Source organism: Anabaena sp. PCC 7108, assembly GCF_000332135.1.
Taxonomy (GTDB): Bacteria; Cyanobacteriota; Cyanobacteriia; order Cyanobacteriales; family Nostocaceae; genus Anabaena.
In genome coordinates, this window is the sequence record NZ_KB235895.1 from 1 (window position 1) to 13,411 (window position 13,411).

General features: G+C 38.3%; 10 protein-coding genes and 1 pseudogene. 6 read left to right on the forward strand and 5 right to left on the reverse strand.

All coding sequences use genetic code 11. From position 1 onward, the window contains the following. The 5 genes and pseudogenes from ANA7108_RS0100005 to ANA7108_RS0100030 all read right to left on the reverse strand — a co-directional run. Positions 1-526: pseudogene (locus ANA7108_RS0100005) on the reverse strand (hypothetical protein); the annotation flags it as partial. A gap of 171 nt (positions 527-697) precedes the next feature. Beyond that, the gene (locus ANA7108_RS0100015; protein WP_016948694.1) at positions 698-1,291 is read right to left on the reverse strand and encodes a hypothetical protein; all 594 of its coding nucleotides are present in this window, start codon (positions 1,289-1,291) and stop codon (positions 698-700) included. 70 nt (positions 1,292-1,361) lie between these two features. Further along, entirely contained in the window at positions 1,362-2,036 is a 675-nt protein-coding gene (locus ANA7108_RS0100020) for a hypothetical protein (RefSeq protein ID WP_016948695.1), read from the reverse strand. 153 nt (positions 2,037-2,189) lie between these two features. After that, the gene (locus tag ANA7108_RS0100025; RefSeq protein ID WP_016948696.1) at positions 2,190-3,059 is read right to left on the reverse strand and encodes a hypothetical protein; all 870 of its coding nucleotides are present in this window, start codon (positions 3,057-3,059) and stop codon (positions 2,190-2,192) included. A gap of 5 nt (positions 3,060-3,064) precedes the next feature. Further along, positions 3,065-3,487: a hypothetical protein gene (locus tag ANA7108_RS0100030; protein ID WP_016948697.1), complete on the reverse strand. Its 423-nt coding sequence runs from the start codon at positions 3,485-3,487 to the stop codon at positions 3,065-3,067. Positions 3,488-3,837: 350 nt separating this feature from the next. Here ANA7108_RS0100030 and ANA7108_RS0100035 point away from each other — a divergent pair, with 350 nt between their 5' ends. The 6 genes from ANA7108_RS0100035 (at position 3,838) to mobV (ending at position 13,162) form a co-directional block, all read left to right on the forward strand. Continuing rightward, on the forward strand, positions 3,838-4,026 hold the full coding sequence (locus tag ANA7108_RS0100035; protein ID WP_016948698.1) for a plasmid partition protein ParG: 189 nt from the start codon (positions 3,838-3,840) through the stop codon (positions 4,024-4,026). 20 nt (positions 4,027-4,046) lie between these two features. Next, complete coding sequence (locus tag ANA7108_RS0100040; protein ID WP_016948699.1) at positions 4,047-4,241, forward strand: hypothetical protein; 195 nt, start codon at positions 4,047-4,049, stop codon at positions 4,239-4,241. Further along, the gene (locus ANA7108_RS0100045; protein ID WP_016948700.1) at positions 4,234-4,476 is read left to right on the forward strand and encodes a hypothetical protein; all 243 of its coding nucleotides are present in this window, start codon (positions 4,234-4,236) and stop codon (positions 4,474-4,476) included. The genes ANA7108_RS0100040 and ANA7108_RS0100045 overlap by 8 nt, the downstream gene beginning before the upstream one ends. A 953-nt stretch (positions 4,477-5,429) precedes the next feature. Continuing rightward, complete coding sequence (locus tag ANA7108_RS26485; RefSeq protein WP_016948701.1) at positions 5,430-8,768, forward strand: plasmid replication protein, CyRepA1 family; 3,339 nt, start codon at positions 5,430-5,432, stop codon at positions 8,766-8,768. A 208-nt stretch (positions 8,769-8,976) separates the two neighbouring features. After that, positions 8,977-9,630, forward strand: a complete 654-nt coding sequence (locus tag ANA7108_RS0100055) for a hypothetical protein (RefSeq protein WP_237741464.1) — start codon at positions 8,977-8,979, stop codon at positions 9,628-9,630. A gap of 1,600 nt (positions 9,631-11,230) precedes the next feature. Beyond that, positions 11,231-13,162, forward strand: coding sequence for a MobV family relaxase (mobV, locus tag ANA7108_RS0100065; RefSeq protein ID WP_016948704.1), 1,932 nt, complete (start codon positions 11,231-11,233; stop codon positions 13,160-13,162). Positions 13,163-13,411: the final 249 nt, after the last annotated feature.

The following is a 13,411-nucleotide window of genomic DNA, read 5'->3' on the forward strand; positions in this document are numbered from 1 at the left end:
TCTTTTCTTTTTGAATTGCCTTTTGCACTTCCCTAGCAATAGACTGTTTAGCAACTTCGGCTTGACCTTGCTTAGAAAACTGAAATATATCAATGTGATTTTGTTCTATGATATCCGTCTCCAGTGCCTTGATTTTAAGCAACTTAAATTGACTATGTATTGATTTCTCCTGACTATCAGTAAGTGCTTTACTCACTCCATAAGCAGATAACAGGAACAAACTAGCAGCTAGTCCATAAGATACTGCTTTATCATCTTCAGGTGGCAGAATCTTGACAACATTAATATTATTATCAAATAGTTGGTTTCTGCGTTCTCTATCAACTAAAAATGATATTCCTCTCTTGATTTTGGATGGACGGCAACTGCTTTTAACATTACAATACAAGGTTTCCTCATGTTTAATGCTATCTGAGAACATCGGAACTGATGCAATGAAACCTGATGCTAGTAAAATACCTATAAGGATACTAGAACTACGTCGTTGCTTAACTAATTGTTGGTTAAATTCCTGTATTTCTTGCATTATCTACCTCCAAAAAGTTTATAAAGGTACACACCTAAACCAGACTTATGAACCCATATCAAGACTGAATTGATATTGTGTACAATGTCTGCAAATCCAGTGATTAAGTAGTTAATAGTTATTGCAGTAAACAAACCGCTTATAAATATTTCAAAGAAGTTCCAATTACCTCTAAATTTCATTATCTTTGTCTCCTGTATTATTGGTAGATGAAAAATTTTTAACTATTCCTAGTAGCACTACTCCAGATAACGCTATTAATAAACTCATCCCCATATCTGGCAACTGAAAACTTAACCCCTCACTACTTCTAATTTCTTGGTAAGTTTGTGCGATCGCCTGTTTAGTCTGGATAATTTCTGAAGTGATTTTACTTGTACCGGAAAATGAAACCGCGCCACCAATAGCTAATTTAACTATTCCTATTAATGGCTTTTGACCTAAGTTAAATTCCCATGAATCAGAACTGATTGAAAAATTAAAACTATCCCCTACGTCAATTAATCCTGGTAACAAACTTACTACTGCTGAAGAAACTTGAATAATGGTTAATGTGACCTGTAGGTTAAAAAGTAACCAACTAAGGCTACAACTCGATATTTGACAAGCCAAAAATAATAAACCGCTATCTATTCGTTTACGGGCTTGAATATCTGCATAGAGTTTATTTTCAATGTGAGTTAAATAACGGACAGTTTCACCCTGTAGCGGTGTTTCTTCACTATCAAGAATATTGTCTAAATCATTGGGTGATTGTGTTAGCATAGGAGTAGTAAAAATAATGACCTGATTACCCCTATCAATTAGCAGTTGGTAGGGGTATTTTAATTACGGTTTAAAATCCGAGTGCTGCTTTAAATTGCATAAATCTTTCTTTGAATCCTGGTGTGTGGTATTGCTTCTCAGGAATCAAGTCATAACGGGCATTTTCACCCTTTTCTAGGGCTTCACTAATCTGCTTAGATTGCAACTGTTCATCAGCAGCTATTTGTTTATTTTCGGGACGGTTTGACTGTTCCAAAATTGCAACTTGTTGATCTACTCCTACCAAGTGAGCATCAACATATCCCTTAATTTGGGTGTAGTTCATCTGGTAGTTATGACGGGTATTTTCGGTATTTTTGGATACTACAAATTCCTGTGCTAATTCTTGCCTTTGGTGAACATACTTTTGTTGTCCTAACATTACTTGACTAGCAGCTTTGTCAATGGCGATCGCTGACTTCCCAGCCTGTAATAAAATGTCAGCAGTTGCCTTATTATAAGCTTCTGAACCGTTGATAATTTCTAGATAAGCTTGTGCTAACTTTGGTGCTAAATCACTGGATAATCTTCCTTGACGGGCTAATTCCCCAATCTTTTGGGCTGCTGCTATGTCTCCACCCATAGCTTTATCAAAATCAGCAAGGGTAACACCAAACTTTTTTCCTAAAACTTGGGTGAGTAGCTTACCTTTGGGTAAAATGTGGTTTCTAAGCTTGGGAACTTTGGCAGGTGGTAACTGTTTCATGGTTTCAACTCCAGATAGTTGTTAGGGTCAGTAAAATAACGGTGATCTGGTTTCTGGATACTGCTATTAAAACGGAAGCTATCAATAGCAGTTAAACCAGCAATTATGGTAATTATTCCTATTATCCAAATAGGATTAATCTTGACTTTGAAGTTATGACGCTTCGGGTAGTTGGAAACATTTAAGCGTTGACCTGACTTTGCTTTTAAAGTCGGTTCTTTGCTGCTGTAGCTGTTTGTTTATGTTCTGTAGTCCGTCGGTTAATTGTTGGGAGTTTTGGTTAAAACCATCGGTAGCTACTTGGGTTATTTCCTCTAAAGTTTCACCAATCTTTTGGGAGTTTAACGCTACCTTATGACGGACAAAAGCAATAATCGCGCTCTTGATTTCTTCTAGTGATTCCTGTAAATCATCAGATGAGTAATTGACGTTTTGGGCTATCAGTTCAATTTCTCCAGTGTTTAAAACAATCCCCAATTCCCCCGCAGTAGAAGCAACTAATTCGTTTTTGGTAGCAGTTGCCAGTGGCGCGGGTTGATCATCCTGTTCTGTGGGAGTAAACAAAGCAGGGTGTTTATAAAATTCTTCCAATTCTTCAGGAGTATTTGGTGCGATCGCTGTTTGGTTCTCAGTATCTAAAGCAGCTTCATTTGTGTGTAAATCGTTGCTATCTATATCCTGTATAGATGCTGTATTGATAGCATTGTCTACACTGTTTACTATGTCTACATCTTCACTGGTTAATGTTTCCAGTTCCATCTGTGTAGGTTCTGCAATGTTTCCAGTTTCAACATCTACACTGCTAAATGTTTCCTCTACTTCTATGGGTACGTCGTCACTAACTACTGTTAATTTGGTGGCAGTAGATAGGAAGTATTCAGTAACGTTATTTTCCTCTTCTTTGGTGATGTTTTCAATATTCTCTACATTAGCTTTGAGGTAATCTTTAATCTCTCCTGACGTAGCTACTACCCCTTTACGTTTTAGGCTTGATTGAACTCGTTTTGCAACTGCGGTTAACATGATATTTACGCTACCTTTGATAATTTAGAATCCTGGACTTTTGCTTTATAGATAAGTGCTACTGCACAGATGGGAATTAAAACCTGTTTGGCGTAAAATGCCTTGGCTTTATATCCCCCGGCGTTTTTGAACCATCTGCTGATAGTTCCTTTATTTGGTACAATCTCTAATTTTTCCAGTAGGTTTATGAACTGTTCCCCCGTACAACCTTCACCAATAGATGATTCAACTTTTGATACTTGACCCTTGATTTTGTGATACTGGGAAAAGTAGCGGGGGGATGTTTTACGAAGTGCAATAAACAATTCAAAACCTGACTTTGTTAGGGGTAATTCTGCTGTTTTCATAGCTTTTTTAGTTCGCCACCAGTGAACATCATTAACCCTACTTCCCATTACAGTTTCATAGATAGTCCGTTCATTCTCCATAGTTTTAATAGTTGCGTTATCTGTTATCTGTAATCTGCAAAATTGCAGTGCAAGCAATACACATCCTACGTTTTTGTATTACGCATATAGCGTATAAGTAAGGGTGTTAGGAGTGCATTTAGTCGCACTATAGGCATTTTTGCGTTATCTGTATTCCCTGGTTAGCTGTAAAAATGCTTCACTATCCTTTACTCACGGGATTTACAAGGTTGTAGGGCATTTACAACTTTTAGGCTATAGTGCTATCATAACTCACAATAGCAAAAGTGAACAAGTGCATAAAAATATTTTCACTATAAAGGGGGATAAGCAATAAAATGAACCAATAAACTAATGAACAATATTTTTAGATGGAAAAATCTGTATTTGTAAGAGGTCGAGTGACTGAAACAGTGCGGGCAAGGTTTAAATCTGCCTGTGCCTTACAAAATAGAACTATGGATAGCGTGATGGAAGAACTGATACTCAATTGGCTAGAACAGCAAAATCCCAATTCAACAGCACAAAATCCAAAAGTGCAAAATCCAAAGGCAAGTTAGAGGGTGTTTGAAAATAAACAATGACAGATGACATCAAGCGTTCCAAAGGTAAGTTTGACCCGGTTAAAGAAACGAGGGATTGGAATATAGCCGCAACTGAGGATCATTGCAAACGAATTGCTAGAAACACAGGTAGGCGACTAATCGAAATCATTGACACTCAAGAGGGTGTTTTGCCAATAGTTTGTATTTTTGAGGATATTACTTATGACTGAAACAGCAACCCAAATACCTTTAAGTGCAGTAATGCCCATGTTTGCTGCTATTTCAGACCGTGATTGGGAACGGTTTAAAGAGCTAGAAGTAGAGTTTGCCAATAGTCACAGTATCGAAGATTGGGCAGATGTTTTTAATTTCCGCATCTTGCCAGCATTAGATAAAGAGTCGAAAAGATGGTTTTTGATTCAAAAATGTAGCAAAGGTTTTACCGTCAAGACTGTGACTGATTAAAGGTGCGATAGCGAAGCGCTCCGTAGGAATCGCTCTCAGTCCTTGACTGGGATTGAGACAGCGATCGCAAAGCAAAAAATCAAAAAGTAGACCTGCTATCAAGAATTGTGCTTTGATCCTCGATAGCAGTATATCTAGTCACATCGGATCAATTGAGACTTTAAAATAAAATGCCTCATTTCGTAGTGCTAGAATGACATAAAATTTACGCCAAATTAATAATAAGCTATTTGGCTATATCCTTTGTGTTTCAAGGCTTCGGCACAATTGACCCTCAAAATTCATGGCTCTCATTCTATGCACATAGAATTGACGCTATTTGCGCCCTAATAGTGGAAAATCAATAATAAGCTATTTGGCTATATCCTTTGTGTTTCAAGGCTTCGGCATAATTGAACCCTCAAAAGTTATGGCTTATTTTTTCTTCTCTATTGTTATGTATATATCGAGATTTTGGGGAAAATGAATATTTGATTTTTTTGAATGTGGTAGGCTTTTTTGATTATAATATCGATCATTCAATCAATTTTTCATAAACATGAAATTAATTTGTTCTCAAGGTGATCTCAGTCAAACAAACATCCAATCACAAACATCAGTAAAAACATCGGCGTAAAATTCACGCCAAAAGGTACAGAGGGAAAAGATCGGTGATTCCTAGAGACGTACAGTTTGTAAAATGCTACCGGGCTTATATGCAATAAATTCAGGAAAAAGGATTGTATAATTTTCCAATTGCATATACATTGATTCATTCCACCAATTAACGCACGTAGGGGGATTTAAACCTTCCTGAGTGCGATCGCAAAAAAAAACGATCTCATCTGAAAAACTGCTTATCCGAACGTCTAGTAAACGTTCGCAGACTTCCAAACGAAACCGCCAACTAATTATTAATATTTTGGAATGATAGCAGTTTTGGTGAGTTGTGTCCTACAACCAACCAAAAAACAATGAAAAATATAGGCAAAACAAAACCCCTAGACTTGACGGGACAGGGGCTTGCAGTAAAAATAAATTTTAAATCAGATGACAGATCCGATAAGAATAATTATAGTAGCATTTACCATAATTGTCAAGAATCTTTTCAGATAAATCAAACTCATTACCACGAATTAATCAGCAGTGGGATTGACCCCGACGTTATCGCTCTAAACTTCAAATCTCTAGAAGGTGACATTACCCATGAATACCTGCTATCGGATGCGATCGCCAAGCTGGGGGACGGGAAACAGACACCCCATAGCAGTCAATACACCACTTCAGAAGTTGCAAGATATTTCAGAATGTACAATCACACCCTAGCAGGTGGTTGGTGGTGTGCCGGTGTTGACCCGTTAAACAATTACGCCCCGATGGAATGGGGATGTTTCAAAGCAGATAACCCAAGACAAAATCCAAAACAGGCAGGGAAGATCATCAAGTATGAACATCCCTACAAATGTTCTAACCGTGCATTTTTCCTGCGAGTGCCTAAACGTATTTGGCAGATGATTAGCGATCGCTACGGCGTACCCATTGGGGACTGTGAGGAATTTTGGGAATGGGTGTTAATAAACAACCTACCCATCATCTTCTGTGAGGGTGCGAAAAAAGCGGCCGCTTTACTATCTTGTGGCTTCATAGCAGTGGGACTACCAGGAATTAATGGAGCTTATAGGAAGATTGAAAATAGCTCGAAAAAACATATTTTAATTCCCGACATAGAACTTTTTGCAACTGTTACCAGAGAATTTATTTTCTGTTTTGACAATGATGTAAAACCTACTACCAGAAAAAATGTAAGGATAGCGATCGCCCAAACATCAAGGCTATTAAAAGCTAAAAAATGCCAAGTTAAAATCTGTGACTGGACGCAAGAAAAGGGTATACCCGAAAAGGGTATTGATGATGTTTTAGTGGTGCATGGTAAAGAAGTTGTAGAGAATATTATTACCACTGCTTCACCCGTCTCTCAGTGGCAGACTCAACCCTATTACCAACTATCAAGGAAGATTAATCTCAACCTTAACCAAAGATATCTAGGGGATATATTAAGCAACATTCCCCACAAAATCATAGGGGTAAAATCTCCCAAGGGTACAGGTAAAACTGAAGCATTAAAACCACTAATTGATAAGCTAGTTGCTGAGGATTACAGCGTTTATCTAGTATCTCACAGAGTCCAGTTGTGTGAGGAATTGTGCAAACGTTTGGGTGTTCCTTATATTGACAATGTTATCAACGGCAAAGCAGATCGCTCTAAAGGTTTTGGAATAGTTGTAGACTCGCTTCATGGACAAGGTAAAGGTCAGTTTGATGTTGAAAATGATACATATTTATTAACCAATAAATATGTAGTGATTCTTGATGAGGTTGAACAGGTTTTATGGCACTTGCTAAACTCATCAACAGAAGTTAAGGAACACCGAACAGAAGTTATTAAACAGCTTCAATTATTGCTGCTTAATGCAGATAAAATAGTGTGCTTAGATGCTGACTTGACAGATGTATCTTTAGACTTTATACAAGACGCTTCTAAATGCAAAGATGACGATATTTTTATCATCAACAATGAGTACAAAGAAGGGGGATATAAGATTTTAAATTATGAAGAAACTACACCAGTAAACTTATTACGAGACTTACTCAAAGCAGTTGACAATGGGGATAAACTATTAATTTGTACTGACTCCCAAAAGATTAAAGGTAGATTTTCTACTCAAAATATTGAGTCAATCATTATCAAAAAATTCCCCCATCTAAAAGATTTAATCCTTAGAATTGACTCGGAAACTATAGCAGATCCCGAACACCCCGCTTATGGTTGCATCACCAAAATTAACGACATCATCAAGCAATATTTAATAGTAATAATTTCCCCATCTGTGGGAACTGGAATATCAATAGATGTCAAGAATTATTTTACAGGTGTATGGGGTTGTTTCCAAGGTGTACAGTCAGAAAACGCAGTCAGACAACAATTAATGAGACTTCGGGATAATGTACCGCGTCATTTATGGATAGCTCCTACTGGTTTATCGTGGCAGGGGGACGGCTCAACATCCTTATATTCAATCTTGAATAGCAATAGAAGGCAATTTAAAATACATCTCCAGCAATTAAAAAACGTTGGTTTTGAGGTGGGAGAAGATTACATAAATACTAATGATTCTGCATTGAACTGTTACGCAAAAATGGCTTGTAGAATTAACAATGAAATGGGAGATTACAGGGGAATTATTCTGGAAAATCTTCTGAATGAAGGGAACACAATCATTAATAAATGCGATGATGACGACGAAGTTATCAAGGAAGAAATAACCAGCATACGAGACGAAAAATACCTTGATCATTTAGACGAAACAGCAGCTATCAATATTGATGATTTAGATAGCAAAGGATATGAGAGATTATCAAACCAAAAGCATAAAACCAAGGCGGACAGACAAAGACATAGAAAATACTCAGTTAAGCAGCGTTACCAAGTTGATGTTACCCCTGACTTGATTTTGAAAGATGACGACGGATACTATCCCCAATTACGTCTCCACTACTTCCTAACGTTGGGATTTGAGAACGTCCCACAAAAGGATCAAGCACCTGCGAAGAAGATGAGAGAAAATCAATCAGTTTTCCTACCAGACTTTAACAAGTCCCAAACATCGGCGAAGGTCAACTTGATGCGATCGCTAAACATTCCCCAAATCTTAGAACTGGACAAGTTCACCCAGACGCACCCACTACTAACCGACATGGTAGACAAGCTCAAAGGCAATATGTGGGATGTGGGAATGTTCCTTGGGAAGCTGCACCCCGACATGACCCCTATTCAAATCCTGAGAAAAATTCTAAAACCATTGGGATTGAAGCTAGACAAAGCAGGACGCGAGGGGACGGGAGATCGCAACTGGATATATAGGATATGTGGCCTCACCGATGGACGGAGTGAAATATTCCAGAAGTGGTACGAGTCCGACTTGGCAAAATCTCAGGACGTGAAATGTATCTTAATGATACAAAATGAAAATGAAAACTGTATCAAAGCTATACCAAATCCGTCCCAAAACTCTAATATTAATAATATTAGTAATCAGGACGCGGCCATAAATCAGGACGCTAACCACCAAACTACTCAACCGGACCACATCCCCCAAAATTGTTTTGTTTGGGACGATCAAGGTCAAGCCTGGGTTGGTGCAGTTCTCAAAAAATCTGAGATTTTGATTAATGGGACATATAAAGCCCTCGTCACCCTGTGGAACGGGTTAGACCGGTGCATCTGGAGTCAATCTCGTATTTCTATTTGTTAGGGGATATATGGGATTTGATTACCAGTTTGTCCAGTTCCTAAGATCGGGGGATATACCATCTGCAAAAACGTTGCTGCTCAGGAAATATCCCCATTTTAGACAATTGGAATATTGGTTAACTATGGTTAACCATGTATGCAACCTTACAATTACAGTAAGTATCAAACTTTAAACATTTATGGGATTAAAAGATTCGCTTGAAAACCTTATGGCAGAAAAGCAAAAACGTGATTCAGTCACCAAACTAAAAAACTCAGGTGTCAATGTCAGCGAGGATAAATCTCATTTACAACACTTTGCTACACCAGGATTTGCTCAAGCTCAAGTCATGGCTAAAGTTGGTAAAAGTCAACTGGATGCCTCAAGCATAAAAGCGATCGCTGATTCAGTGTTGGAACAAGCCCAAAAAACTAAAGATGGGGACTTTAGCGACATTGAAGTTATTCTTCACAGTCAGATAGCTATGCTCTCCACCTTATCAACCCACTTCATGAATAAAGCGATCGCTGGGTACGATTCTGGGGAAGTGCTGACAGCATTACCTCATATTCCTAATGAATTCGCAGAATTAAGCCTCAAGTGTCAAGCTGAAATGCGTAAATGTATCGCGTTGCTGCACGAACTGAAAAACCCCAAAAAACCCAGTCAATTCATTAAAACCTACGTAAATCAACAGCTAAACCAGCTACAAGTAGAGCAAGAACAACTAAAACAACGATTGGAGGAAGGGAACGATGCCCCGGTGGAGTTTAGAAGCGAGAGAACGTCAACGACAGCAGATCCAGAAATGGAAACCTTGGGAACACAGCACAGGGGCAAAAACCCCAGAGGGAAAGGAAAGGTCAAAAATGAATGCTCTTAAGCATGGGTTACGCAGTCAGGAGATGATTGATTTAATGCGTGGGTTGAGTTTGAAAAATTTTCTCAAAAATTTTGACTTTGATTAAAGCAAACGAACTATACAAAATCGTCCCTAGTAAAACCTAGTATTGCAACGTTGCAATTGTTAGAGAGTGCCAAACGTTGTTTTTTGGCTACTCAAATCAAAAGCAGAATGGATCTGTATTGGATCTATTTTGGATATCAATTGGATCTTAAATGCAATAATCATTGTCAATAGCTAGTAATTATTGAGAGTGAAAATTATACCGATAATACGTATTGCACAAAAATGGATCTGTATTGGATCTAGATTGCTAGTGCAATGGATGTGGAATGGATCATTATTGGATCTATTTTGGATCTCAAATGTCACACTTTTTTAATTAAACTTGCTCAATAAAAATGTGAGCATGATTGATTCAACTTGAGATTTTCTTGTTGAACTTGTAAATGCTCATGGGAGAAGTTGAAATTCTCTGACGATGATTCTAAAAGAGTGAAACGAGAAAGTGAACAAAGAAAGTTGAAAATCAGCTTAAAAGTGTTGCAATAGCAGAAAGATATACTGAGAAAAAGTAAACTCAAAACGCTGGGATTTTTTGCTGCTTTGGGTGATGTCTTCTTAGCTGAGAAATATATATCGCGACATAGCTTGCTATGCGCCAAACGTTTTTTTGGGCTACTCAAATCAAAAACTTAGGTGGCGTAAACTTGGCGTAGTATTGGCGTGTACTTGGCGTAGTATTGGCGTGTACTTGGCGTAGTATTGGCGTGTACTTGGCGTAGTATTTTGTCAATAAGCATATTTATTGCAAGTAAATTATATACATAGTGTACTTATTAGTGTAGTATTGGCGTAAACTTGGCGTAGTATTGGCGCTTAGTTGGCATTCAATTGGCGTAAAATTGGCGTAGTATTGGCGCTTAGTTGGCACGTTTTTAGGCTGTAGCCGGTTCATTAAAAATCTGAGTAACTATGGAACAGGTTCATTAAAAATCTGAGTATGATTGATTCGACTTGAGTTTTTTTTGTCTAACTCGAAGATGCTCATGGGAGAAGTCGAAAAAAATTAGCACGACCAGACCAGTTAAACAGAATAGGAAAATCCACCCACTTTGTAATTATCTGCCAATAATTCCCAAACTTTCACATAAAGCTATTTTACAGTGATGCGATAGCATCAAGCTTGCAGCAGTAGCACATTCACTAACGCAATTGTTTTATTTACTTGAGCGCTACTCAAATTCATAATTGATGACAGCAAGATTAAACATCAACCAGTAAACTCAATAAATTGAGCGACTTTAGCACCAGTTGGCACACAAATTACCCAAATTCTGCACCAAAGAAGATAACGAACCTGCCAACCAGCAATAAAATTGTGCAATCAGATTGTGCTGAAATTGCACCACATCTGTGCAGAACTGCACCAAAATACTGCTTTGAGGGTAACTCGACTTAGTGGGTAAAAATAAAAGTGTACTTACTATACTTTCAAGCCATTCTCTGGTAAAATTAGTACAGTAACAGTTAAAATATCAAAAGCAGTGATAGCAGACTTACGCCTGGAGTAAAATTCATGGTAGCTCTGGCAATCTTGCGGATAGACAAACTCAAATCTTTTACTAATGTTAGTGGCAGTGAAGCACACACAGCCCGACTTCAAGATACTCCTAATGCTGATACAACTAAAGACAATATCAGATTAATTGGTGATGATGATGGGTTGCCTTTAGAAGTAGTAATTAAAGCCAAGATTGCATCTACCACTAAACACAAACCACGTAAAGATGCTGTGTTATGTACAGAATTGTTTTTGAGTGCATCACCTAAATATTTTCGACCAGACGACCCATCAAAAGTCGGACAATGGGATGATAATTTAATGTGGGCTTTTGCTCAAACTTCTGCTCAATGGTTGCAAGATAAATATGGTGATAAATGTGTGAGGGCAGAACTACATTTGGATGAATCTACACCACACATTCATGCTTATGTAGTACCAATTAATGACAATACCCAACAACTTAGCCACAAGGAAATGTTTGGTGGTCATGGTCGTGCTGCTAGTATAAAGTTGTCGAAACTGCAAGATAGTTATGCGGCTGCACTTGCACCTTTGGGTATTTCTAGAGGAGTCAAAGGTAGTCAAGCAACCCACACTAAAATTCAGGAATACTACCAAGCAGTCAACTCAGAACCACTAACTTTAGAATTAGACCGACTTGCACCAAAACCAAAAGAAACAGCACAACAATTATTTAATCGCATTCAAGCAGACCCTGTTATTCAAACAATTAATCATCAGTTAGCTGACCGTAAGCTGTTGAGCAAGCAACAAAAACAGGCTTTTGCTACTGCACTTGCTTCTGAGAAATTAAGGCAGCAGCTAGAACAGCAAGTATCAGCACTACAAGCGGAAAACAAAAAGTTGCAGCAGCAGGTTGAACAGTTGAGTGATTTGTCCCTGGAAGATGTTGCTTGGCATTTGGGATTAGACCAAGACAATAGCAGCTATCGCTGCTGGAGAAGGGGGGAACATATTATCTATATCAATGGTTCTCAATGGAGTCACCTTGCACCCAATACTCAAAAAACTGATGCTATTGCTGGTGCTGTTAATATTCAAAAAACTGGTGCTATTGCTGGTGCTATTACTGGTACTGGTGCTGTGGCGTTAGTGAAACACATTAATGGGTGCAATTTTAGAGAAGCTATCGCTTGGTTAAATGACCGTTTTGGTGAAGAGGGGATGCAGAGGGCTGTCACTCACTATGCTAGGCAACAAGCGCAAAAGGTCATCCAAGAGCAAGAAGCACCACAGTTTGTACCACCAGTACCGGACAAATCGAACTGGCATTTAGTACACGACTATCTAACTAAGAAACGGAGATTGCCTCAAGATTTATTGCAAAAATTATATCAGTGGGGGTTGGTTTATGCTGATAATGAACAAAATGCTGTGTTCCTGTTGAAAAACCTCAATGGTGAAACCAAAGGTGCATTTTTGCAAGGGACAAGAGCAGAAGACAATACTTTAGAAGAAAACAATACTTTTACAGGATATGCTATTGGTACAAAACGCACTGATGGTTGGTTTTACCTGCAATGGGGAGGGCAACCTACTGATGAAATCCAAAAAGTGGTGTTGTTAAAGTCACCCCTTGATGTGCTGTCTTTTGCGATGTTGGAAGTTGAAAGACACCGGGGAGTACCAGAAGAAAGAATAATGTACATGACTGTGGATAGTCCCAGAAGTTTACCTGTGGATTTGTTGCAGGATATCCCTGAAGTAATTTGTGCTTATGATAACGATAGTGCTGGAGATGAGATGGCTGGTGTTGTAAGTGAATTGCTGCCCCAAGCTACTAGAGTTAAACCACAAACGCAGAATTGGCATGAGGAATTGTTGGTACTGCTACGGTGGCAACAGAGGGAACGAGAGTATCAACAACGCCAAAAGCAACAACGACAGCGTGAGCGTAAGCGTGAGTCTGAACTTGAGTTATGATCCATTGCTGAATCACAATATTGCACTCGTTTTATACTACAAAAGTAGTTTTTAAAATACAACTTAATAAGTATAATTGCTTATTTTAAAAATAATGTCAAATCGTGGGCAAAGTTGGGCAAGTGTAGGCAATTTACAGACATTTTGGGTAGTACATAACAACTATACGTAGATTTTTGTTGAAAATGTGTGTCCAACATTGCTCAAGTGTAGGCAAGTGTGGGCAAAATTGGGCAAAGTTGGGCAACA

What these genes read in the sequence shown, in the direction of transcription:
- ANA7108_RS0100015 (WP_016948694.1), bottom strand. Translation starts at nt 1,291, where the DNA reads ATGCTAACACAATCACCCAATGATTTAGACAATATTCTTGATAGTGAA.
- ANA7108_RS0100020 (WP_016948695.1), bottom strand. Translation starts at nt 2,036, where the DNA reads ATGAAACAGTTACCACCTGCCAAAGTTCCCAAGCTTAGAAACCACATT.
- ANA7108_RS0100025 (WP_016948696.1), bottom strand. Translation starts at nt 3,059, where the DNA reads ATGTTAACCGCAGTTGCAAAACGAGTTCAATCAAGCCTAAAACGTAAA.
- ANA7108_RS0100030 (WP_016948697.1), bottom strand. Translation starts at nt 3,487, where the DNA reads ATGGAGAATGAACGGACTATCTATGAAACTGTAATGGGAAGTAGGGTT.
- ANA7108_RS0100035 (WP_016948698.1), top strand. Translation starts at nt 3,838, where the DNA reads ATGGAAAAATCTGTATTTGTAAGAGGTCGAGTGACTGAAACAGTGCGG.
- ANA7108_RS0100040 (WP_016948699.1), top strand. Translation starts at nt 4,047, where the DNA reads ATGACAGATGACATCAAGCGTTCCAAAGGTAAGTTTGACCCGGTTAAA.
- ANA7108_RS0100045 (WP_016948700.1), top strand. Translation starts at nt 4,234, where the DNA reads ATGACTGAAACAGCAACCCAAATACCTTTAAGTGCAGTAATGCCCATG.
- ANA7108_RS26485 (WP_016948701.1), top strand. Translation starts at nt 5,430, where the DNA reads ATGAAAAATATAGGCAAAACAAAACCCCTAGACTTGACGGGACAGGGG.
- ANA7108_RS0100055 (WP_237741464.1), top strand. Translation starts at nt 8,977, where the DNA reads ATGGCAGAAAAGCAAAAACGTGATTCAGTCACCAAACTAAAAAACTCA.
- mobV (WP_016948704.1), top strand. Translation starts at nt 11,231, where the DNA reads ATGGTAGCTCTGGCAATCTTGCGGATAGACAAACTCAAATCTTTTACT.